Origin of the sequence: Clostridioides difficile ATCC 9689 = DSM 1296 (assembly GCF_001077535.1) — a bacterium.
In the GTDB taxonomy this organism is placed as follows: Bacteria; Bacillota; Clostridia; order Peptostreptococcales; family Peptostreptococcaceae; genus Clostridioides; species Clostridioides difficile.
In genome coordinates this window covers 1,865,700-1,886,126 of record NZ_CP011968.1, presented here as the reverse complement: position 1 = coordinate 1,886,126, position 20,427 = coordinate 1,865,700, and the positions used below count along the sequence as shown (strand labels likewise).

General features: G+C 27.1%; 22 protein-coding genes, 2 pseudogenes and 1 other annotated feature. Of the genes and pseudogenes, 6 read left to right on the top strand and 18 right to left on the bottom strand.

The features are described 5' to 3' along the window. Window positions 1-260 precede the first annotated feature (260 nt). Window positions 261-455, top strand: coding sequence for a hypothetical protein (locus CDIF1296T_RS09125; RefSeq protein WP_004454424.1), 195 nt, complete (start codon window positions 261-263; stop codon window positions 453-455). A gap of 558 nt (window positions 456-1,013) precedes the next feature. Here the strand turns inward: CDIF1296T_RS09125 and CDIF1296T_RS09120 are convergent. The 3 genes from CDIF1296T_RS09120 to CDIF1296T_RS09110 all read right to left on the bottom strand — a co-directional run bounded on the left by CDIF1296T_RS09120 (window position 1,014) and on the right by CDIF1296T_RS09110 (window position 2,181). Beyond that, complete coding sequence (locus tag CDIF1296T_RS09120; protein ID WP_004454425.1) at window positions 1,014-1,337, bottom strand: DUF6054 family protein; 324 nt, start codon at window positions 1,335-1,337, stop codon at window positions 1,014-1,016. 44 nt (window positions 1,338-1,381) lie between these two features. Further along, on the bottom strand, window positions 1,382-1,636 hold the full coding sequence (locus CDIF1296T_RS09115; protein ID WP_009889672.1) for a hypothetical protein: 255 nt from the start codon (window positions 1,634-1,636) through the stop codon (window positions 1,382-1,384). Window positions 1,637-1,899: 263 nt separating this feature from the next. Then, complete coding sequence (locus CDIF1296T_RS09110; protein ID WP_009896870.1) at window positions 1,900-2,181, bottom strand: hypothetical protein; 282 nt, start codon at window positions 2,179-2,181, stop codon at window positions 1,900-1,902. Between the two features lie 312 nt (window positions 2,182-2,493). Here CDIF1296T_RS09110 and CDIF1296T_RS09105 point away from each other — a divergent pair, with 312 nt between their 5' ends. The 5 genes from CDIF1296T_RS09105 to CDIF1296T_RS09085 all read left to right on the top strand — a co-directional run bounded on the left by CDIF1296T_RS09105 (window position 2,494) and on the right by CDIF1296T_RS09085 (window position 5,694). Beyond that, the gene (locus CDIF1296T_RS09105) at window positions 2,494-3,303 is read left to right on the top strand and encodes a response regulator transcription factor (protein ID WP_009896869.1); all 810 of its coding nucleotides are present in this window, start codon (window positions 2,494-2,496) and stop codon (window positions 3,301-3,303) included. 41 nt (window positions 3,304-3,344) lie between these two features. Continuing rightward, on the top strand, window positions 3,345-3,611 hold the full coding sequence (locus CDIF1296T_RS09100; protein ID WP_003430198.1) for a DUF3795 domain-containing protein: 267 nt from the start codon (window positions 3,345-3,347) through the stop codon (window positions 3,609-3,611). Between the two features lie 281 nt (window positions 3,612-3,892). Then, window positions 3,893-4,657 (top strand): lysophospholipid acyltransferase family protein, encoded by a 765-nt coding sequence (locus CDIF1296T_RS09095; protein WP_009896862.1) that lies wholly within the window; start codon window positions 3,893-3,895, stop codon window positions 4,655-4,657. A gap of 62 nt (window positions 4,658-4,719) precedes the next feature. Further along, window positions 4,720-5,004, top strand: a complete 285-nt coding sequence (locus CDIF1296T_RS09090) for a transcriptional regulator (protein WP_004454429.1) — start codon at window positions 4,720-4,722, stop codon at window positions 5,002-5,004. A gap of 147 nt (window positions 5,005-5,151) precedes the next feature. Continuing rightward, window positions 5,152-5,694 (top strand): DUF1697 domain-containing protein, encoded by a 543-nt coding sequence (locus CDIF1296T_RS09085; protein WP_004454430.1) that lies wholly within the window; start codon window positions 5,152-5,154, stop codon window positions 5,692-5,694. 162 nt (window positions 5,695-5,856) lie between these two features. Here the strand turns inward: CDIF1296T_RS09085 and CDIF1296T_RS09080 are convergent, their stop codons facing one another. The 15 genes and pseudogenes from CDIF1296T_RS09080 to CDIF1296T_RS09005 form a co-directional block, all read right to left on the bottom strand. After that, window positions 5,857-6,837: a hydantoinase/oxoprolinase family protein gene (locus CDIF1296T_RS09080; RefSeq protein ID WP_262449342.1), complete on the bottom strand. Its 981-nt coding sequence runs from the start codon at window positions 6,835-6,837 to the stop codon at window positions 5,857-5,859. Between the two features lie 60 nt (window positions 6,838-6,897). Further along, window positions 6,898-7,032: pseudogene (locus CDIF1296T_RS20210) on the bottom strand (hydantoinase/oxoprolinase N-terminal domain-containing protein); the annotation flags it as partial. Between the two features lie 216 nt (window positions 7,033-7,248). Continuing rightward, window positions 7,249-8,230, bottom strand: a pseudogene (tnpB, locus tag CDIF1296T_RS20055) (IS200/IS605 family element RNA-guided endonuclease TnpB); the annotation flags it as partial. A 645-nt stretch (window positions 8,231-8,875) separates the two neighbouring features. Next, window positions 8,876-9,244: an ROK family protein gene (locus tag CDIF1296T_RS09065; RefSeq protein ID WP_016729553.1), complete on the bottom strand. Its 369-nt coding sequence runs from the start codon at window positions 9,242-9,244 to the stop codon at window positions 8,876-8,878. 20 nt (window positions 9,245-9,264) lie between these two features. Beyond that, the gene (locus tag CDIF1296T_RS09060; RefSeq protein WP_009896855.1) at window positions 9,265-10,344 is read right to left on the bottom strand and encodes a DUF917 domain-containing protein; all 1,080 of its coding nucleotides are present in this window, start codon (window positions 10,342-10,344) and stop codon (window positions 9,265-9,267) included. A 53-nt stretch (window positions 10,345-10,397) separates the two neighbouring features. After that, a complete protein-coding gene (locus CDIF1296T_RS09055) occupies window positions 10,398-11,687 on the bottom strand; it encodes a cytosine permease (RefSeq protein ID WP_009893249.1) in 1,290 nt (429 codons plus the stop codon). A 162-nt stretch (window positions 11,688-11,849) separates the two neighbouring features. After that, window positions 11,850-12,061: a binding site (T-box leader), on the bottom strand. 430 nt (window positions 12,062-12,491) lie between these two features. Continuing rightward, a complete protein-coding gene (locus tag CDIF1296T_RS09045) occupies window positions 12,492-12,923 on the bottom strand; it encodes an MOSC domain-containing protein (protein WP_004454437.1) in 432 nt (143 codons plus the stop codon). Window positions 12,924-12,958: 35 nt separating this feature from the next. Next, window positions 12,959-13,429, bottom strand: a complete 471-nt coding sequence (moaC, locus tag CDIF1296T_RS09040) for a cyclic pyranopterin monophosphate synthase MoaC (protein ID WP_004454438.1) — start codon at window positions 13,427-13,429, stop codon at window positions 12,959-12,961. A gap of 3 nt (window positions 13,430-13,432) precedes the next feature. Continuing rightward, window positions 13,433-14,392 (bottom strand): GTP 3',8-cyclase MoaA, encoded by a 960-nt coding sequence (gene moaA / locus CDIF1296T_RS09035; RefSeq protein WP_009896851.1) that lies wholly within the window; start codon window positions 14,390-14,392, stop codon window positions 13,433-13,435. Window positions 14,393-14,438: 46 nt separating this feature from the next. Beyond that, complete coding sequence (locus tag CDIF1296T_RS09030; RefSeq protein WP_009893248.1) at window positions 14,439-14,942, bottom strand: MogA/MoaB family molybdenum cofactor biosynthesis protein; 504 nt, start codon at window positions 14,940-14,942, stop codon at window positions 14,439-14,441. Window positions 14,943-15,408: 466 nt separating this feature from the next. Continuing rightward, window positions 15,409-15,747 carry a heavy metal-binding domain-containing protein gene (locus CDIF1296T_RS09025; protein ID WP_009896850.1) on the bottom strand — a complete coding sequence of 113 codons (339 nt, stop codon included), beginning with the start codon at window positions 15,745-15,747 and terminating at the stop codon, window positions 15,409-15,411. Window positions 15,748-15,925: 178 nt separating this feature from the next. Further along, the gene (locus tag CDIF1296T_RS09020; RefSeq protein ID WP_004454444.1) at window positions 15,926-16,297 is read right to left on the bottom strand and encodes a CoA-binding protein; all 372 of its coding nucleotides are present in this window, start codon (window positions 16,295-16,297) and stop codon (window positions 15,926-15,928) included. A 47-nt stretch (window positions 16,298-16,344) separates the two neighbouring features. Then, window positions 16,345-16,953, bottom strand: coding sequence for a molybdenum cofactor guanylyltransferase (locus CDIF1296T_RS09015; RefSeq protein ID WP_009896849.1), 609 nt, complete (start codon window positions 16,951-16,953; stop codon window positions 16,345-16,347). Between the two features lie 24 nt (window positions 16,954-16,977). Then, a complete protein-coding gene (locus CDIF1296T_RS09010; RefSeq protein WP_004454447.1) occupies window positions 16,978-18,345 on the bottom strand; it encodes a GTP pyrophosphokinase in 1,368 nt (455 codons plus the stop codon). Window positions 18,346-18,861: 516 nt separating this feature from the next. Then, window positions 18,862-20,256 carry a YfcC family protein gene (locus CDIF1296T_RS09005; RefSeq protein WP_009889640.1) on the bottom strand — a complete coding sequence of 465 codons (1,395 nt, stop codon included), beginning with the start codon at window positions 20,254-20,256 and terminating at the stop codon, window positions 18,862-18,864. Window positions 20,257-20,427 lie beyond the last annotated feature (171 nt).

Here is a 20,427-nt window from a genome sequence, read left to right as displayed (position 1 = left end):
CTTATTATTAAACAGTTTCTGCCTAGAATATTCCATATATATATGACTTCTTTCATAAAACTTGAACTGCCCATAAATAAAGTCACAAGTATACATAACTATTTTTTAATCAATTATAACCAATATTTGTTTTATTTATCTTCATTTTAATTCTTCATTCAATAATGTAATAAGATTATTTTTTATTTGGATACTATTATATCATCTAAATATGTTATTATATATTTGGATATTTTCATATTAATAGGAGGGATTCTACAATGATAAATTATATGGTAGAAATTATATATAGCGAAAAAATAAGCGAAGTAGAAAACATGTTGAAAATTGAAAATATACAATATGAATTTACTTCTCGTGATGGCTTTATATTTTTTGGTTTTTATGATATGACAGACGCATATAGATTTGAGACTTTATGTTCAGATGAAAAAATTCGATTTAAAAGAATATAATAGATAAAAAAGTACATATTTCTAAACTATTTGTTTTTCAAATTTAGGTTGTGTTTTAATGTAGTGTTGATATTATAAACAATTTTAATAATAAAAAAGTAGGGACATTATATTAATATGCTCCTACTTTTTACTCATACTTATTAATATTATTTATCAAAATTACCCTACAAACTGGAATTTATCATTCTTTCATAATTTTAAACTATCATATTTAAAATATATAAAATTCTACATGATTTTTGTATAAACATAATATCAACCATTATCCAATTTAAAAATATTTTTTAGTAATTTCCATTTCATTTTCTCTTAACATATTAATTAAACTTTTATATGTAAATGGTGTATTTACATATTATTTAATATCCAACAATTATATAAAGAAATGTGCTCTTTGCCTTATAAAGAATTATAAAGCCAATTCGTTTTATTATATTATTTTTCTTTATACCTTAAAAACTTTACCTTCAAATTCTTATTTATCTATATATTATAAAAATGTTCTTAACCTCTTTTACGAGATTTTCTTGACATATTATCAGTTAGATAAAATAATTAAATAATATAATCAGCAAGTATGTTTTTTACTCTTTTAAGTAAATTTCCACCTGCACCCCAATCAATTTTTAAAATTCCAATTGCACTGCCTGTTGAAGTAGCTTTAATAACTGTTTTTCCTGTGGTATTTTCATAAACTACTATTAATCCTGCATCACTATTATTTCTTGCATAATACTTCTCAAAAGTTGTAATTAGTATAAATTTATCATCTCCTAAATTATAAGAATCACTAAAAACTAAATCTGCATCAAGATTTTCTTTTATCATTTTTTGTGCCTCTAAGGGTGTAATTTTTACAGTAAATATTTCTGTTGCCATTTTTTATCTCCTCATAAGAATTTATTTTAGACAAAACATAATCTCTAGTATTTTCTGATATATTTATCAAACAATATCCCTATTCCTCCTAACAGAGCTAATATAGAACCAAAATTTCTATATTGAGAAATAGATTGGTCTAGATAAATATTATATTGGTCAGTATCCATGATTCCACCATTTTGTTGAATAATATGCTCTGCACTAAATTCACCTAAACCTATACAACAGAATAATACTACTACTCCAATTACAAAAGCAAATATACATATTGTTAATTTAAAATCCTTATTTTCCATAGTTATCCCTCTCATAAGCTAAATTTATTTGATTATTTTTACTAGATTTTATATTACTCTTATTATACAATACAACATATATTTACATCTATTTCCAAAATTGTAACCTTTATAGTTTTATATATTTAAATTTTTTAAACAAAAAATACACATCTATAAATTATAAATGTGTATTCTGTACCATTACTAATAATATATTATACTTTTTTACAAATTTCTAATTATTTATAACTATTCAAAAATAAAATTCATATAAAATAATTCTATTGTACAATTGAAACTTTAATAATGTCTCCATTTTTTCTCTCCAAGTGAACTACTTCTCCAGTTAAATCATAGTCAAATGCTTTAACTAATATTTCAGTAACTTTTTTACCATCTACTATATCATCTTTTCCATTAAATAAATCCAAAGCATTATTCTCAATCATTCTCTTTGCAAAATTTACAGGTAACTTTATATGTATTTTATCGCCTGTATGTGATAAGACTCTTATTCTTAAAAACTTTTCTAAATTGTTTCTTGGTGTTTGTTTTGATGCCATGCTATTAAATCACTCTCCTTTATTTTTTATTTAATAATAAATTTTATTCTTAAAAATATCTTTATATGTATTTATTATGAAAGTAACACTATTATTTTCTAATCTTGTTTTATATTCCTTCTTCTTTAATATATTTATTTAATAAATATCTATGATTTATAATAATTGTATATTTTGAGATTTTACTTTACAATTATTGTATCTAAATTTAACAAAATATCTTATTAGAATATTTCAATTAAAACAAAACTGGTTTATTATATAAAAAATAAATTAGTATACTTATTTTTTATATATCAGGAGGATATACTTATGAATAAAATAATCAATAACATTTTAAATACCTGCAAACAGTATACATATATTTTGCCACATAAATTGTTAAGACAGTATATAGCACACTATACAATATCTATTCCAGATACAAGTATTAAAGAAAATCTTACATTAATACCTGATGCTAGTGGATGTATGATATTTAAATTTGACAAAAAAGGTATAGAAAGCGCATTCTGGGGAGCCACAACAAAAACTACTATTGTAAAAAATGATATAGAAAATGTACTTTTTAGAGTATTCGTTGAGTTTCGCCCAGGTGGAGTATATTATTTGACAGGTCTTTCTCAAAGAGAATCTACAGATTTAAAAATTTCACTTGAAGATTTTAACACATTATTTAGCTTAGAGGTTAATTCCATTTTTGAAAGAACAAGTACTATAAAGGAATTAGTAGAACAATTAGATATGTTATTCTTATCATACTTATTGAAATCAAATATAGTAGATATGACTATACCAATTCTTGAAAATGCTAGAAAACAAAACTCTATTATGTCTGTTAAAAACATTTCACAAATTAGTTGTTATAGTGAACGACATTTAAATAGAATTTTTAATAATTCTCTTGGTATGAGTGTTAAATCATACCTTAGATTACTTCGTATAAACCTTGTATTACAAGAAATACAAAATAATAAAATACCATTTGCAACTTTAGCACAAGATATTGGTTATTACGACCAATCTCATTTTATAAATGATTTTAAATCTATTTGTGGTGTTAATCCAACAACCTATATAAAAAATTTGTCCGATTTTTACAATGAAAAGTATAAATTTTGATATACAATCATATAAAATTTATATTTAAGGAGTGACTTAAAATGATAGAATCAAGATGTGGAATTTTATGTTATGAATGTGGATACAAGGAAAAAGTCAATTGTAAAGGTTGTACAGAGATTGAGAAACCATTTTGGGGTGAACAATGTCCTGTAAAATCTTGTTGTGAAGATAAAAACCTTACACATTGTGGTCTATGTGATACATTTCCATGTGAAATGCTTAATCAATTTGCATATGACAAAGAACAAGGTGATGATGGCAAAAGAATTTCTCAGTGCAAAAAATGGGCTGTACTAGCCTTATAATATACTCTCTTGTTATAAAATAAGTTTTTGTAAGGTAAATTTTTTAAACTGTTGTAGAAATTTCTGCAACAGTTTTTATAATTAAATTTAAAGGTTATTTAATTAAATTAATAGAATAGTAATTTATTGATAAAATCTGATTACTAAAATTGGAAATATAAAATCTCAATCTCTGTATATTTAAAATATATGTTACAAAATTGAATTAAAATAGACTTAAATTTTATTTTATGTTAAAATCTTTACAGTAATAAATAATTTTATTTTAAGGAGATAATTTTATGAATAATTACTTAAAATTTGCTACATATCAACTTATAGGTTTTACATCTTCTATACCTAGGCTTATTAAAATTAAAAAGAATCCTGATAAATTTAGCTTAAAGGAAAAATTTGAATTTATGCAAAAACAAGCTAAAAAATCTTTAGATATAGTGAACATAGAGCTTAATATAATTGGTAAGGAAACACTGCCAAAAGAACCACTTCTATTTGTTGTAAATCATTCTAGTATGCTTGACAGCTTCATACTAACAGCAAGTGTAGAAAGACCAATTGGATGTGTAATTGCAGATGAACCAGTTTGGAGAAATATACCTATATTTAAAGAATGGGCAAAATTACTAAGATGTGTATATGTAAACAGAAAAAACAATCGTGAGGGTATAAAGAGTATAACCCAAGCCTCTCAAAATATACTTACAGGTCAAAGTATGGCAGTGTTTCCAGAAGGAGATTTAACATGGATTAAAGAACCAAATTCATTGGTTTCGGAGTTTAGAAGTGGAGCTTTAAAGATAGCATATAAAGCAAAATGCCCTATTGTTCCACTAGTAATAAAAAATTCAAAAGATACTTATGAAGGATACCAACCTATTGGTAAAATTAACTCTGTTCCTGTCGAAGTCGAATTTTTAGAACCAATTTATGACCATATCGAAAATCCTAGACTAAAGTCTTCTGTACTAGGTGAAAATATAAAAAATAAGATGATAAATACAATAGAAAATTTTAGAAAATCAAATAAAACATTTAAAGAATTTTAATATTAAAATTTATTGACTAAAAAAAATTTTAATGTTAGAATTTTTTTTAAGAGGTGATTAAGGTGGCAAAAAATACAAAGCAAACAACGGTTCATATTGATGAGACTCTACTTAAGGAAGTTAAGAGAATAGGAATTAATGAAAATAAAAGTATATCTCAGATAATAAACGAATCAATAATAGATTATATATTAGTATACAGAGAAAACGAAGATAAAGAAAAAAATGAACATGATAAGAATCTAAATGAAACAATAAATGAATTTAAAAAAGAAGAAGAAAAAAGAATGCAAGCAAAAAGTGCTGCTAGAGCTATAGCAGAAGCAAAAAAACGAGTTCTTTACTAAGAAAAACAAAAATCGGTACAAATTAAGCACCGATTTTTTTATATTAAAAAAATTACATATGAAGAAGTTTTGAAAGAATTATAAAAGATGCAAATTCCAGTTTGTACTACATAGAAAAATGTGAATATTTAGAGGTGAAATTATTATATGAAAAGTTATATCGCATTATTAAGAGGTATCAATATAAGTGGTAAGAACAAGATAATTATGTCTGAATTAAAAGCAAGCTTTGTAGAACTTGGTTATTCAGAAGTTTCTACATACCTTAATAGTGGTAATGTTGTCTTTTTAAGTGATGTAGATGACAGCAAGGTTATCTCAAATACAATAAGATTAATGATAAAAAAACAGTTTGAATTGGAAATACCAGTTTTTATTATTTCACAAGAAGAGTTAAAAGATATACTAAATAATGCTCCTAATTGGTGGGGAGATAACAACAAAGAAATATATGATAATCTTATTTTTATGTTTCCTGACTTATCTTATGACGAGTTTTATGATGAGGTTGGAAATCCTAAAGAAGAGTATGAAAAAGTATATCATTATAAAAATGCTATCTTTTGGTCTTTTAGTCGTAAAGATTATAAAAAGACAAATTGGTGGTCAAAGACTGCCAGTTCAAATGTAAGTGATAAGATTACAATTCGTACAGCAAATACGGTAAGAAAAATAGTTGGAATGCGATAAAAGATAACAAACAGCCGATAAACCTCAAAAAATAGGTATATATCGGCTGTTCGGAAACTTATAAGAATATAGTCAAAAGTTATGCTGTTTTTATTGATAAAATAAGTTTAAAAATGAGTCCAGAAATATTTATATAATTCTGGAAATACTTATATTTATTCTTTAAATTAAATCACCAACAACTTTTACTTTTATAAGAAGTGCATTACCAGGAAGGTATGCAAGTGGAACATCTTCTATATTTAATACTTCTATAGTATCTTCTTTAGCACCAGCTTTTAGAGCTTTATTTACAGCCTCTTTTTTTGCATCTTCTATGGCATCTTCTCTCGACATTTTATCTAAACTGTATACTTTTTCTACATCTCCACTTATTTGTCCTAAAGCTGCACCAATAGCATTTGCAGCAGTATAATGAGGAGGTCTTATAACATTGCTTATGCCTTTTAGTTTTTCAGGAACAATTATACTTCCTCCACCAGTTAAAACCAATTCAACATCATCTTGACTAGTCTTCATTTGGTCTACAGCATCTTCTAATTTTAAAATAACCTTCTTATATACCTCATTACAATACTCTTTATCTAAGTTTTCAACATTGCTTTTTCTATCTTCAAACGCCATATCTAATTTTGTAACAACATCTGATAAAGTTAGAGTGTCTCCACCAAATATTATTGCATCTTCAGTTATTCTATATCCCACACTTTCAGGACCTATCTTTATATTATCTTTTTCGCCTTTTACACATGTACCACCAGCAAGACCAATAGTTAAAACATCTGGCATTCTAAAGTTTGTATGTACTCCTCCAATTGTAACTGGAATAGATGATTCTCTAGGGAATCCATTATATAGTACACCCAAGTCGCTTGTAGTTCCACCAACATCTAATACTATTGCATTTTTTACTTTTGATAAGAAGGAAGCTCCTCTTATAGAATTTGTTATTCCACATCCAATTGTAAAAATTGGGTATTTCATTGTATACTCTAAATTCATTAATGTTCCATCATTTTGACTGAAATATATTTGAGCATCTATACCTAAGTCTTTAAGTGCTTTTTCAAATCCTAAAGATACAGCTTTACCTACTTGAGACAATGCAGAATTTAAAATAGCTCCATTTTCTCTTTCTAATATACCTATATTACCTATTTCATTTGATAAAGATATAGGAATATCCCCTAAAATTTCTCTAACCCATTTTGCAACTTCTTCTTCTTGTTGTTTATTTACTGGAGCAAATACTCCACTTATTGCAACACTTTCCACTTTACCTTTTATTCTATTGCAAAACTCTACAACTTCATCTTTACAAAGTTTATTTATCTTTCTACCCTGAACCTCCCATGACTAAAGTCACAGGGTTCCTGCTTCACAGAATTTTGCATACTAAAATATGTCTTACTAATTCTCCACAGGCTATCCCAGTAGTTCCTACGGTTCTTACATAAGTTATTTATTTTGAATTGTTATTAGTCTTAATCCTTCTTTTAATATATTTATACTTGCATTTATATCTCTATCGTGAGTTTCATTACAACTAGGACAAATCCATTCTCTTATATTTAAGTCCTTCACTTCCTCGTTTTTATACCCACATTTATTGCATATTTGTGAACTTGCAAAGAATTTACCTACCTTTACAATTTGTCTACCATACCAATTAGCCTTGTATTCTAATTGACGAATAAATTCTGACCATGATACATCTGAAATTAAGCGAGATAGTTTACGATTTCTAATCATATTCTTTACTTGTAAATCTTCTATGCAAATAATATCATTCTCTTTTATTAATTTAGTAGATAGTTTTTGTAGAAAATCATTTCTTTGATTAGCTATATGTTCTTGAAATCTTGCAACTTTTAATCTTGCTTTATTTCTATTTAAACTACCGATTGTTTTTCTCGATAATTCTCTTTGTAATTTAGCAAGTTTGTTTAATGACTTCTTAAGATACTTAGGATTTTCTATAAATTCTCCACAACTTGAGATACAAAATTCTTTAATTCCTAAATCTAAACCTATCTGATTATTAGTATTTTCAAATGCTTCAATATCTACCACTTGGCTCTTTAGATATAGTAGCATTAAGTATTCTCCCTTTAGGTACTTGTTTATCCCTTACCTTAACCATACCAAGTTTAGGTAGTTTTATATGTTGACCACAATACATAATGTTTCCATTTGTAAAGTTAGTTTTATATGAAAATCTATTAATTTTCTTTGATTTAAATTTAGGAAATCCTGCTTTTTCTTTAAAGAATTTTTTATATGCATTATCTAAATCTTTTAAGGCGTTTTGTAGTGAAAATTTGTCAGGTTCTTTAAGCCATTTTAATTCTTTTTTTAAATTGGTCAAATCAGAACTACACTGTTTATAAGTAAAAGTTTCTTTATTGTTTTTATAAACATCTATTCTTTTAGCAAGATACTTATTATATACAAATCTACAACATCCAAAAGTTTTGTTAATTAACTCTTGTTGCTTTTTATTTGGATACAGTCTAAACTTATAAGCTTTTTTCACTGCTATCACCTCACTTTAATTGTTTTTTGATACACTTTTTAATGATTTTAATATATTATATAATGCTGTGGTGAACAATTTATTAACCACCTATCATAATATTAACAAATGTAATTATTTAAAACAATTATTTAGAAGGTTTTATATTTAATTTTAAATAACATATTTAAGAACCGTAAGTCTTAACTTTTATCATTTTTGAGGTTGTCGTTCACATAAGCTCGCTACTACCTATGCAGTTCTCTTATGAACTTCTTACACTTTCATGTAAGCACAGACTATATCTTATCCTTCGGCATTATCCGTTAAGGTCTACCCACTTCCACTACCAATAGCTTGTAGTGTACTTCCCTCAAGAGGAATAGTCGTTGAAGTTTCTCCTATTCGGAGCTTACCTGCTGATTGCCCATTTTAAAGTACTTAGGGTTTAACCTTATACCATCTAACCAATTTTTTCTACTTTCGTAACTTTCACACTTAGGTTTATTTCATCCTTATGTTTTAGTTTGGTTAGCTTTAGGGGTTTCCAGCAATTCAAGTAGTATTGGATAGGTTCTATCCTATCTCTACATATAGGTTTCCCTATATGCTGACTATTTTAGCTACTAACTCATGACTAAAGTCACGAGTGTGCGTAGCTATTTTTTAATCAAACTCATATCCACCAGATACCAATATTGAATCTAATTCTATTTTTTCTCTTAAGTCTTCTGGCCAATCTATAAATGGAAGAATGGCAGTAGTGGCTGGCTTTCCTATTCTTATCATAGCCACATTATTAAGTCTTTTTCTTTCTACAATAGCATTTGTACAATGAGTTGTACCAAGCATAGCATATTTTATTAATGAATGGTCAATCTTACTTTCATCTATAACTTTTTTTAAGGCATTGTAAACACCAGTTTCAACATCTTTTGTAGTTGCCACCTTAACTGAATGAATTACTTTTAATTCCCCATCCAGTATACAAGCATCTGTATTTGTTCCTCCAACGTCAATTCCTACACGATACATCAAAATTTCCTCCTAAACTTTTATTTTCCTTGTAATTCTTCTACTGTTTTATATTCCACATCATATCCAAAGTATCCAGGTCCAACTGTCTCAATTCCTTTTTCTGTTCTCCACTTTTCATTACAAGGAAAAGCTACTACCATAACACGAGAGCCATATTTTATTCTCTCTGTAGTTATTGGAAATCCAGTTTCTAAATCTAATACTGCTATTAAATCTGGTGTAATACAAAGTGGTGTATCACCTTTTTTGGCAATTAAATTCTCATTTTGGAATAATATAGAATACTCTCCATCATACTCATTAATCCCAGCAAAAAAGGCATGTCCTCTAGTAAATCCACCTTTCAACTCTCTCTTAATATCAATTACTTTTCCTTCAAATAACTTGTATCCACGCAATTCTTTTAGTATATTCTCAACAGCACCTTTTGAATCAGATTTATTTTCAAGTAAAAACCCTCCTATAGTTTCAGCTATTGTAAGAGTATTACCTATAGCAGCTTTTTTAACTTGAGCTCCACTTAAATTATAGTCACTAATAGAAGAACTTCCTCCCATTTCTACAGTTAAAGTTCTAGCTAATCTTTCTGACCAAATTCCATCCACAGGATAAAGGATGGCAGAATTACCTTTTTCATCAGACATTACGGCAGGAGATGCCTCATATCCTTCAAGATAAAAAGTTACCATTTGAGCTTCAGGGAAAGCTCTACCCATAGAATCTGCATCTAAGATAGGAAGTCCTTTTTTAGCAGCAACTGCTATAGGCATAAGTGAGTTTATCCCTCCTATTTCTATAGGAATTATAACATCCACTTTTCTATTTAATAATTTCTCCATTATTTCTAAAGGGGTAGTTAACTCAACTTCTGAAAGTAATTTTTCTATTGTAATTACAGGAGAACCCATACCAGATACTGGAACTACCAAAGCATCATCATCAAGTTCATCTAAACTTATTACTTTTACAGGACCATACTTTTTAATGGCTTGTTTTGCAACCAATTTACCTACATATGGGTCACCTCCACCTCCAGTTCCAAGCACTGCTGCACCAACTGCTATTTTATCTACACTTTCTTCTGTTAAAAATCTCATGTTACTTTCTCCTCATATTTCTAATTTATTTTATACTTTATAAACAAATTTCTTTATACTGCTTTGTCTATTTCTTGCTTATTTTTTGTTGAACAAAGCACTTTTCCAATAATAGATTGTACTACAAACCCTGCTATAAAACCATCTAAAGGTGCTATAGTAGTAAGAGTTATAAATCCATATGTTGAAAGGTAAGTTATTAATATACCAATTATCCAAGACACTATTGAACGTTTAACTATTGGTTTATATAATACTCCTTTATCAAAGCCTTTAAGTTCTTGCTTTACTATGTAATATTCTGCTGTATATACACCACCAACAGGTGCAATTACAATTCCAAGTAAATTTAAAAATCCTATAAAACCTTCATATATTCCAAATACAGCCAATAATGTTGCTATAATACCAAGGACTATAGTTAATACTTTCTCAGGAGCCTTCTTAAGTACAAGAGCTATACTTAATGATGCTGAATATACATTACTTGTATTTGTAGTCCATTGTGCTAATGTAAGTACTATTATACCTGGTATAGCAATTCCTAATGTAATAAAAATTCTCATAATATCTGAAGTTCCCATACATTTTACTAATACTATCGAAACTATTATCATAAAAGCATTTCCAAATTGTATTCCCAAAAAGCTTGAAAGAGCACAGTCTCTTCTACTTTTAGCCCAACGACTTATATCAGGAGATACAATTGCACCAACTATTATTATACTCATTGACAGAGAAACTCCACCTGCAAATGTCATAGTAGATTTCATATTATCATCAACTGAAATTCCATTTGCTCTAAAAGCTAAGAATATAGTTAGCATCATAAGAACTAATAAAAATGGTACTGAATACACACTCAACTTCTCCATTGCCTTATATCCATAAATTGCAGTACTCATCATCAAGAGACCACCTATTAGGCTTAAAATCTGCATACTTACATCTAAATTAAATATATCTTTTATTATTATCTGTGCATTTTGAGCAAAGAAACCTACTTGAACTCCAAACCAACCTAATAGAGAAACCCCTATAACTAGAGAAAATATTTTTGCTCCAGCTTCTCCAAATACATACTTTGTTATCATAGATGTAGATAAACTTGTAGATGAACCAACCAAAGAGCATGTAGTATACAAAATTGCAGAAAAAAATGAACCAACAATTACTGACAATATTGCTTGTTTCATTGGCATACTCTGTGCCAACTCAGCGCCTAAAATAACAGATGATAAATCCACACCTATTGCTACTAAAACTGAAAACATAGCTACCCAACCACGTTTTTGATTCTCTGGAATCTGTTCCAGAGCATAGTTAATTTTTTCTTCTTCCATTTTCATCCCTCCATTTAAATCGTAAAACTACTGACCTTAGCATATTTTACAATTTTCTAATTTATAAATTTATTAACTATCATATTTTTATAATTTTCATTTAATATATAGTTTTAAATTTTCTGAAATAAGTTTATAATAAAAAACGCCTCTTGGAAAAATCCAAGAGACGAATATAAATCCGTGTTACCACTCTTATTAGTAAAAATTAATTTTACTCACTCATTTTCTTAAGGCGAATTAAACCACTATTCTAACATAATTACAATAGTATTCTCCAAAGTCCTTTTCACATAAATTCCAATATTAGTTCTCAGCCAAATCTAACTCTCTGTAAAATTCCTTTATGCTACTTTCTTCTTCTACGAATATATAATATTGATTTGTAGTTAATTTATGATTTATATCATAATATATATGCAATATTTTGTCAACTTAAAAAGTCAATTACTTGCATTTTTTAATTTTATATGTAAATTTTCATACTATTACTATATTTATATAATGTATTTTTTTAAATTTCATCAAAATATATTTTTTTTATACTTTATTATCTATAAATTTACAGTATAAATAATATATATTTAAACAATTGATTTTATATAAAATATAATTTAATACATATAAATAAAATATTATATTTTAAAATTCAAAAACAAAAAGCTATGATTTTACATTCATAGCTTTATATAACCAATATTCCAATTTATAACTAAAATATTTTATTAAAATTAATTCTCTCTTAAAATATATATTTAAATCTTAATAGTATTTACTTATAATTATATTTTAATAGTCACTTCATTAGATTACATCTATTGAATCATTCACATTTATAATTCCTTCTTTTAGAACCTTTACAAAAATTCCTTCTCGTGGCATCACACAGTCACCTGTCAATTTCTTAATTTCACATCCATTGTGACATTTTTTCCCTATTTGAGTTACTTCAACTTCACATTGCCCTATTCTTAACTTTGTACCAACAGGCAGGGAAAAAACTTCTATCCCTTCTGTAGTTACATTTTCAGCAAAATCTCCATATTTTAATTGGTCAAAGCCTTTCATTTTCATTTTATCTATGCTTTCTTTTCCAAGTAAGCTTATCTGACGATGCCAGTTTCCTGCATGTGCATCTCCAACTATCCCATGATTTATTTTTAGCTCTGCACATTGTACAGGAACTTTAATTACACCTTTTTTCTCACTTATATTTATTGACACTACCTTCGCCATATTTCCTCCAAATTTTAACCCAATATATTATTAATTTACTCGAACTTAAAATCTCCTGATTTTCCACCAGTCTTCTCTACAAGATGGATATTACTTATAACCATTTTTTTATCAACTGCTTTACACATATCATAAATTGTAAGTGCTGCTAAAGAACATGCATTTAAAGCTTCCATTTCTACTCCAGTTTTCCCAAGAGATTTACAGGTTGCGTATATCTTAATAGCAGACATAGAATCATCTACATCAAATTCTAAATCACATCCAACTAATTTAATCTGATGGCACATTGGTATGTTTGAAGATGTATTTTTAGCTCCCATTATACCTGCAACTTGAGCTACAGACAATACGTCTCCTTTTTTTATCTGACCATTTTTTACTTTTTCTAATGCTTCCTTACTAAGAGTAATTGTAGCTGTAGCTACGGCCGTTCTTTTAGTATCATCTTTTTCACTTATGTCCACCATCTTGGCATACCCTTTTTCATTTATATGTGTTAACATTACTTATCCTCCAATTTCATACATACGCCTATTTGTATCACTACATTTATTTTCTAGTAAATGATGTTTTTCTGGTTTTTGTTTTATTATATCTTTCATAGATTCTCTAAATAACAATGGTTTATGTAAAAATGGTTTTATATCTATTTCTTCTTTTGAATGTAGACATAATTTTATTGCACCACTAGAAGTAAGTCTAATACGATTACAAGTGTTACAAAATGAACAGCTTAATGGAGTTATAATTCCTATTCTTCCTTTAGCTCCTTTAAACATATAATATTCTGCTGTACTTTTTTCATCATTTTTGACTTTATATAAACCATATATTTTTTCAATCATTTCTTTTACATTAAAATAACCCTTCTTATAAACTCTATTAGCCTCACCTAATGGCATAAGCTCTATAAATCTTACATCAATTGGTGATTTAACTGTTAAAAACATAAAATCTTTAAGCTCATCATCATTAAACCCACTTATAGCAACGCAATTTAACTTTACTTTTATACCTAAGTTTAAACAAGATTCAATCGATTTTAAGACATCTTTTAAGTTTCCTCCTCTTGTTACGGATTTATACTTATATTCCTTCAAAGAATCTAAACTTATATTAACTTTATTTAAGCCACATTTTTCAAGCTCAAAGATTCTATCAGAAAGCCCAATAGCATTAGTGGTCATTCCTATGTTATTTATTCCACATTCTTCTTTTGTAAATTTTATAAGCTCATTTAATTTAGGATATAAAAGAGGTTCTCCTCCAGTAAATCTAATTTTTGTTATACCTTGTTCAGCCATAGCCTTTATAATAAACTTGTAGTCTTCAAAGCTTAGATTTTCATTTATATAATTTTTATCAAATTTTACATCTGGTGGCATACAATAGACACACCTTAAATTACACTTATCTGTAAGTGAAATACGAAGGTAGTCTATTTTTCTTCCATACTTATCAATCATACTTTATCTACCTCTTTGTCTATTTTTTATCTATCTAGATTATATACTATTCACTTTTTTTAGTGGCACATTCTGTAGCTTCTCCTCTTAAAACTTCTATGCCATGGTCTAAAACATCAATTATAAAACTTAGATTTTCAACTGCACCTTTAGGACTTCCAGGTAAATTTATTATTATAGAATTATTTCTTATTCCACTCACACCCCTACTTAGTATGGCCTTTTTAGTAATTTCTGTGGATTTCATTCTCATATATTCGCTCAGACCTGGTATTTCTTTTTCCAACACTTCCTTAGTTGCTTCTGGGGTTATATCTCTTTTTGAAAAACCAGTACCTCCATTTGTAAGAATTAAATCTATTTTATTACTATTACAAAGTCTTATAATATTTTCCTTTAGCATTTCCTTATCATCTTTTATAAGTACATATTCAGTAACTTTATAAGCTCCTGTATTTTCAACAAATTCAGTTAACTTTTTTCCTGTTATATCTTCTCTTTTTCCTTCATATCCTTTATCACTAAGTGTTATAATTGCAACATTAAACATATGTTCTCACCCCTCTATACATCGATTAAGTCCTATAAATAAAAATCTCTTTTAATAAAACCTATTTTCTTTTATTCTCTTTTCTATCAGCAATATAACATATTATATTTATTTTTTATTTATATCACCTATAATACATACATTTTTTATTATTCCAACGTTCTCAAAATGAAGATATTACTTCAAAACTGTATTAAATATAAAACTAATTATACATGTCACATACATAATGAATGTAAGTACTTTTAATTTCTATAATTATTATAACATTGTCCATATTTTTCTCTACAAATAAAATTTTTAAAGTCTATACCATACATTATATAATATAATTTTACTTATTTATATAATATCACCCTAATTTTATTGTCATAATAGTTAAAATTTCTTCTCAAATTAGTTTTTTCAAATAAAAAAAGGCATCCATAAAATTTTTAAAAGATGCCTCTTTTTAACTATTTATATTTTATTTTTCAAGAATACTATTATCATCTTCTAAAACAACTGCTGTTCCATAAGCAAGCATTTCTGCTGCTCCTTGCATAACTGAAGCTGAAGACAGTCTAAATGCTATTACTGCGTTTGCACCTTTAGCTTTTGCATCTTCAACCATTCTACCTATGGCAATTTGTCTTGCTTCAGTGAGCATTTCATTATATCCAGTAAGTTCTCCTCCAACAAGATTCTTAAAACTTGCTCCTATATCTTTTCCAACATGTTTTGCTCTTATTGTACTTCCTCTCACTAATCCTAAAACCTTTGATATCTTTTTACCTTCTACTTTTTCTGTAGTTACTATTAACATAATATATCAACTCCTTAGTATCCTATTTAATACATTATATCATGTAACTCACAATTTTTTTAACAAATATTGTAATTTAATGTTTCATTAACCAATCTGTACTTTTATTAACCAATCTATACTATAAAATAATATGTTTTATTAACTAATTATATTTTTATTATTAAGAAATATAATTTTATCTAGTCAACTCATCATATAAACTTAAATTATATTCTATATTTAATTTTAAATCTTTAGTCTTTTTAATCATCATTTCACTAAAGCTTCCTTTTTCAAACCACATATTTTGTATATCCAAAAGCTCTACTTCTTCTAAAATCACATCCATCTTAGATTGTTTATCAATAATAGCTACAACATCAATATTGTGTGGAACATCTTTTAAACATTCATACACATCTATTCCTTCAATAGGTTTTTTCTCTTCATCTATAGCAACAACTTTGTACATATTCCTTTTAAGTTCATCTAATATTTTATATGCTTTACTTTCTTTATCGCTATTATTTAATATTACTGCCCAAGAATCGCATTTAAGTAAATTCATAAACTCTCCTCCATATAAATCCTACTCTATTTTACAACCATAGCTAATTAAACTTTAGTTAATTTTTCATACTCATCAACAGTGTTTACATTTAAAAATAAATCTTCTTCATCAAAGTATATATAACTTTTATCTATTTTATCTATAAAGCTTCTGAGCTTTAAATCATTTTCCCTTATACATAAAGATACTTTATTTATTATACTCTTTTTATATCCAGAACACAATGGTTGTAACTTTCCATTTGTCACTGAAATCACACTTTTATCATTCATTTTATTAGCTATTCTTTCGACTATTTGATTATTTAGATATGGCATATCACATGCAATTGTAACTATATCATACTTTGCATATTCAAGAGCAGTATATATTCCTCCAATTGGACCAACATCTTTTACTATATCATTATAAACTTTAATATCGTATTTAGAATATAATTCTTCATTATTAGATATTATTATCAACTCATCAAAGTTTTTAAATGCTTCTATTGCAATTTCAATAAAAAGCTTATCATGTAACTCTAAAAAGGCTTTATCTCTACCCATTCTAGAATTTCTTCCCCCTGCCAAAATTACACCTGTTTTCTCTATACAAATCGCCTCCTCCAAAATAATTTTACTTAATTCATATATATTTGAAAAATGGCGCATTAGCGCCACTTCAGCATTAACCTATTATTCAAAGATTTGAATAATCTTTTCTTTAAATGTATTCATAAGCTTTTCTTTTTCTTCTAAGTATTCACCATAACACTCATATTCTCTACATATACAATTTATGATTTCACTTGATGTAAAGTTTATTTTTTCAAGATTATAGTTATATAAAATTTCAACACTATCAATCTCACTTATACTATTAAATATACAATCATATATATCTTCAATTATAAGTTTGCTATCTTCTTCAAATTGGCATAATAATTGCTCCCTATTTTCTTCTAGTAGCACATTTTCTTTTATAAACTCTACAAAGTTTTCAAAGTCTTTGGTATTGTTATATGGCTCTATTTCAAATAATATTCTAAAAAATAGGTTCCATGGAAATTCTGTGTTTAATCTACTTCTAAAATGATTTCCTAGGTCTTTACAAAACTTATCATCAAATGTTGGTTCTCTTTCAAATTCTATTTGCTCATTAAAATCTATATCCTTGTTTACAATTTCATTTAATCTTGCAAACTCATCAAGCATAAAATTACCTAAAACTTCATCACTTATATCTTGTTTATTAAAAGAATAGTTCAATATAGTCTCACATGGTTTTTTAAAATCTACAACAAAACCTATACTTTTATTCATCTTTTCAGAAAAAGCGTCATAGACTAATTTCGCAAATAATTTTTCAATTTCTTTTTTACTTACTTTCATATTAAAAGACTTCCCTGAATGAAAGTTTTTATAAATACTTAAAAGCTGATTATCTATCATAGTAAGATTATTCTTTATAGAGTCCATCATATCCTTTATAAATTTATCAGCAAGTAAATATGTATTGTTTTTATAAATTATTTTATGTTCTATTTCACTCCAAAACACATTTACAAGAGATTTAATTTGAAGTTCAAATTTTACTTCTCTATCTAAATACGCAAAAACTCCATCTATTTTATATATTTCAAATCCATTTTTTTGTTTATTGGGTTGCCTCTCAGATAGTTTTAATTTAATATTCTTATTCTCTTTATTATAATAGTTTATTTTGTCATCTGTTTTATTAAAATATCTTCTCAAAAGTCTATATATTTTGTTTTCATCCTCAATAAATCTACACTCAATTCTTAGGCCTATTAAGTCAGAAACATTATGAATAAGATTACTTGCTTCTCCATATTTTTTTAAATATCTATTTCTAATTATCTTTTCTCTTAAACTTGATTCTGATTTTATTCTAGAGGTTACATTTATATATTCTTGATTCTTTTCATCCAAGATATTTTCAAAATACTCTTCTATTTCATCTGATATAGTTTCTAATGTTGGTGACATTGTCCTCAACATATCAATAGACTCTTCAATAAAATCAAATTCTTTTAATCCCATAAATTTTTACACTCCTAATATTTAATAACTGTTAATTATTTCAGTCCTTTATATTTGATTACACTATTATTTTAACATTTTTTCCTATCATAAGTAAGTATTCTCCAAAAACCTTCATATATATTTCAAATTAACATTAATTTATTTAGTTTTTTACTTTTAATTTTAATTTTTTTACCAACTTTACATATGAAATGAGAGTTATTAAACTAAATGAGTAATTTTAAGGAATGAGTAAGAAAATATACATTTATTGTAAACTTTTGTCATTTACTATATAAAAATTATTTTTTGCATTGTTATATGAAATATAAAAAATGATAAATCAATGCTTAATTAAATGAAAATATAACAATTAAAACAATGTCTATGTAGATATTAATTCAAAATACAAGTAAATACATTTATTTTTAAATACAAAAAACAAATTACCACTAATTAAATTAGTGGCAATTTATTGAAAACATATTATCATTTTATACCATTACTAAATATCTTAAATAAAACTACACTTAATTAAAACCCTATATAAATACCTATTGTTAAAAAGACTAGAGATACAGCTGTCAAAATCAACAAGATAGGCATTATAAATCTTACCCATTTTGAAAATGGAATATGGGCTACTGCAAGTGCTCCCATCAGTACTCCTGAAGTTGGAGTTATAAAGTTTGTAAGACCCACACCAAATTGATAAGCGGTTACTATCACTTGAGCCGATATATTAACCAAATCACCAAGAGGAGCAAGTACAGGTACTGTAAGTGAAGCAAGACCTGAAGATGATGGAATTAAAAATGCCAATGCAGCTTCCAAGAAAAATGATAAATATACAAATATAACCTTTGGAAGCCCACCTAGAAAGGCTGCTGCGGAATTTAATATAGTATCTATTATAAATCCATTTTGAGCAATTATTACGATTCCACGAGCCAAAGCTATAGCAAGAGCTGCAGATGCTAAATCTTTTGCTCCATCTATAAAACTTTCTGAGATTTCAATTTGAGATAATCTACCAACCAATCCAGAAAGCACACCTATTGCAGCAAAACACATTGATATTTCTGGAATGTACCATCCCTGACTTAAAACACCCCAAATCATTATTGCCATCCCTATTCCAAATATAGCAAGAACAGATACTTCTTTAAAAGTAAATTCTTTTATTTCTGTTGAAGTTTGATTAAGTATTGATTTATTATTTTTATCTATTTCATATACTATTGAACTTTCAGGATTTTCCTTTACCTTCTTAGCATAGTACATAACAAATGCTATACTTATTAGTATATATGCTATAAAAATAACTACTCTGTAAGTTACTCCTGAACCAGGAGCAAGTTGAGCTAGTGCCTGTGCAATACCAACTGAAAATGGATTTATTGTTGAAGCGGCTGCTCCTGCTGCTGCTCCTATAAATACAATTGCTATTGCTGTTAGAGAATCATATCCCAAGGATGTCATGAGTGGAACAAATATCATATAAAATGGTAATGTCTCTTCTGCCATCCCAAATGTTGTACCTCCAAGTCCAAATAAAATCATTGATATTGGAATTATAAGAAGTTCTTTTCCCTTAAACTTAGAGATAACCGAAGCTATTCCTGCTTCTATAGCTCCAGTCCTATTTACAATACCAAAAGCACCTCCAACTATTAAAACAAAACCTACAACTTCAGCTGAATCGATAAAGCCTTCTATTGGTGCTTTAAAAACATCTGCAAATCCTTGAGGATTACTTTCTACACTTTGATAAGTCCCTGGTACAACTACCATTCTACCTTCTACATCTTCTCTACTAAATTCACCACTTGGTACTATCCAAGTCAATATTGCCATCAAGACTATTAGTAAAAATATTATTGTAAAAGTGTGTGGTATAATAAATCGTTTCTTTTTACTGTCAGTCATTATAATGTCCTCCATACTTTACTAAATTTTAAATCTTTCTAGGATATTGTTTAATCTCTCTGACTAAAGTTTTCCCTTTTTACAATTTTTTATTAGCAAAGATATAAAATAAAAAAGCTACCTTTTAAAATTTAAAAGATAACTTTTTTATTTTTATTTAAGTTAAAAATT

What these genes read in the sequence shown, in the direction of transcription:
- CDIF1296T_RS09125 (WP_004454424.1), top strand. Translation starts at nt 261, where the DNA reads ATGATAAATTATATGGTAGAAATTATATATAGCGAAAAAATAAGCGAA.
- CDIF1296T_RS09120 (WP_004454425.1), bottom strand. Translation starts at nt 1,337, where the DNA reads ATGGCAACAGAAATATTTACTGTAAAAATTACACCCTTAGAGGCACAA.
- CDIF1296T_RS09115 (WP_009889672.1), bottom strand. Translation starts at nt 1,636, where the DNA reads ATGGAAAATAAGGATTTTAAATTAACAATATGTATATTTGCTTTTGTA.
- CDIF1296T_RS09110 (WP_009896870.1), bottom strand. Translation starts at nt 2,181, where the DNA reads ATGGCATCAAAACAAACACCAAGAAACAATTTAGAAAAGTTTTTAAGA.
- CDIF1296T_RS09105 (WP_009896869.1), top strand. Translation starts at nt 2,494, where the DNA reads ATGAATAAAATAATCAATAACATTTTAAATACCTGCAAACAGTATACA.
- CDIF1296T_RS09100 (WP_003430198.1), top strand. Translation starts at nt 3,345, where the DNA reads ATGATAGAATCAAGATGTGGAATTTTATGTTATGAATGTGGATACAAG.
- CDIF1296T_RS09095 (WP_009896862.1), top strand. Translation starts at nt 3,893, where the DNA reads ATGAATAATTACTTAAAATTTGCTACATATCAACTTATAGGTTTTACA.
- CDIF1296T_RS09085 (WP_004454430.1), top strand. Translation starts at nt 5,152, where the DNA reads ATGAAAAGTTATATCGCATTATTAAGAGGTATCAATATAAGTGGTAAG.
- CDIF1296T_RS09065 (WP_016729553.1), bottom strand. Translation starts at nt 9,244, where the DNA reads ATGTATCGTGTAGGAATTGACGTTGGAGGAACAAATACAGATGCTTGT.
- CDIF1296T_RS09060 (WP_009896855.1), bottom strand. Translation starts at nt 10,344, where the DNA reads ATGAGATTTTTAACAGAAGAAAGTGTAGATAAAATAGCAGTTGGTGCA.
- CDIF1296T_RS09055 (WP_009893249.1), bottom strand. Translation starts at nt 11,687, where the DNA reads ATGGAAGAAGAAAAAATTAACTATGCTCTGGAACAGATTCCAGAGAAT.
- CDIF1296T_RS09045 (WP_004454437.1), bottom strand. Translation starts at nt 12,923, where the DNA reads ATGGCGAAGGTAGTGTCAATAAATATAAGTGAGAAAAAAGGTGTAATT.
- moaC (WP_004454438.1), bottom strand. Translation starts at nt 13,429, where the DNA reads ATGTTAACACATATAAATGAAAAAGGGTATGCCAAGATGGTGGACATA.
- moaA (WP_009896851.1), bottom strand. Translation starts at nt 14,392, where the DNA reads ATGATTGATAAGTATGGAAGAAAAATAGACTACCTTCGTATTTCACTT.
- CDIF1296T_RS09030 (WP_009893248.1), bottom strand. Translation starts at nt 14,942, where the DNA reads ATGTTTAATGTTGCAATTATAACACTTAGTGATAAAGGATATGAAGGA.
- CDIF1296T_RS09025 (WP_009896850.1), bottom strand. Translation starts at nt 15,747, where the DNA reads ATGTTAATAGTAACTACAGAAAAAGTAGAAGGTAAAAAGATATCAAAG.
- CDIF1296T_RS09020 (WP_004454444.1), bottom strand. Translation starts at nt 16,297, where the DNA reads ATGAATTTACTTAAATGCGATTCTTGGGCAGTAATATTAAATAATAGC.
- CDIF1296T_RS09015 (WP_009896849.1), bottom strand. Translation starts at nt 16,953, where the DNA reads ATGCGCCATTTTTCAAATATATATGAATTAAGTAAAATTATTTTGGAG.
- CDIF1296T_RS09010 (WP_004454447.1), bottom strand. Translation starts at nt 18,345, where the DNA reads ATGGGATTAAAAGAATTTGATTTTATTGAAGAGTCTATTGATATGTTG.
- CDIF1296T_RS09005 (WP_009889640.1), bottom strand. Translation starts at nt 20,256, where the DNA reads ATGACTGACAGTAAAAAGAAACGATTTATTATACCACACACTTTTACA.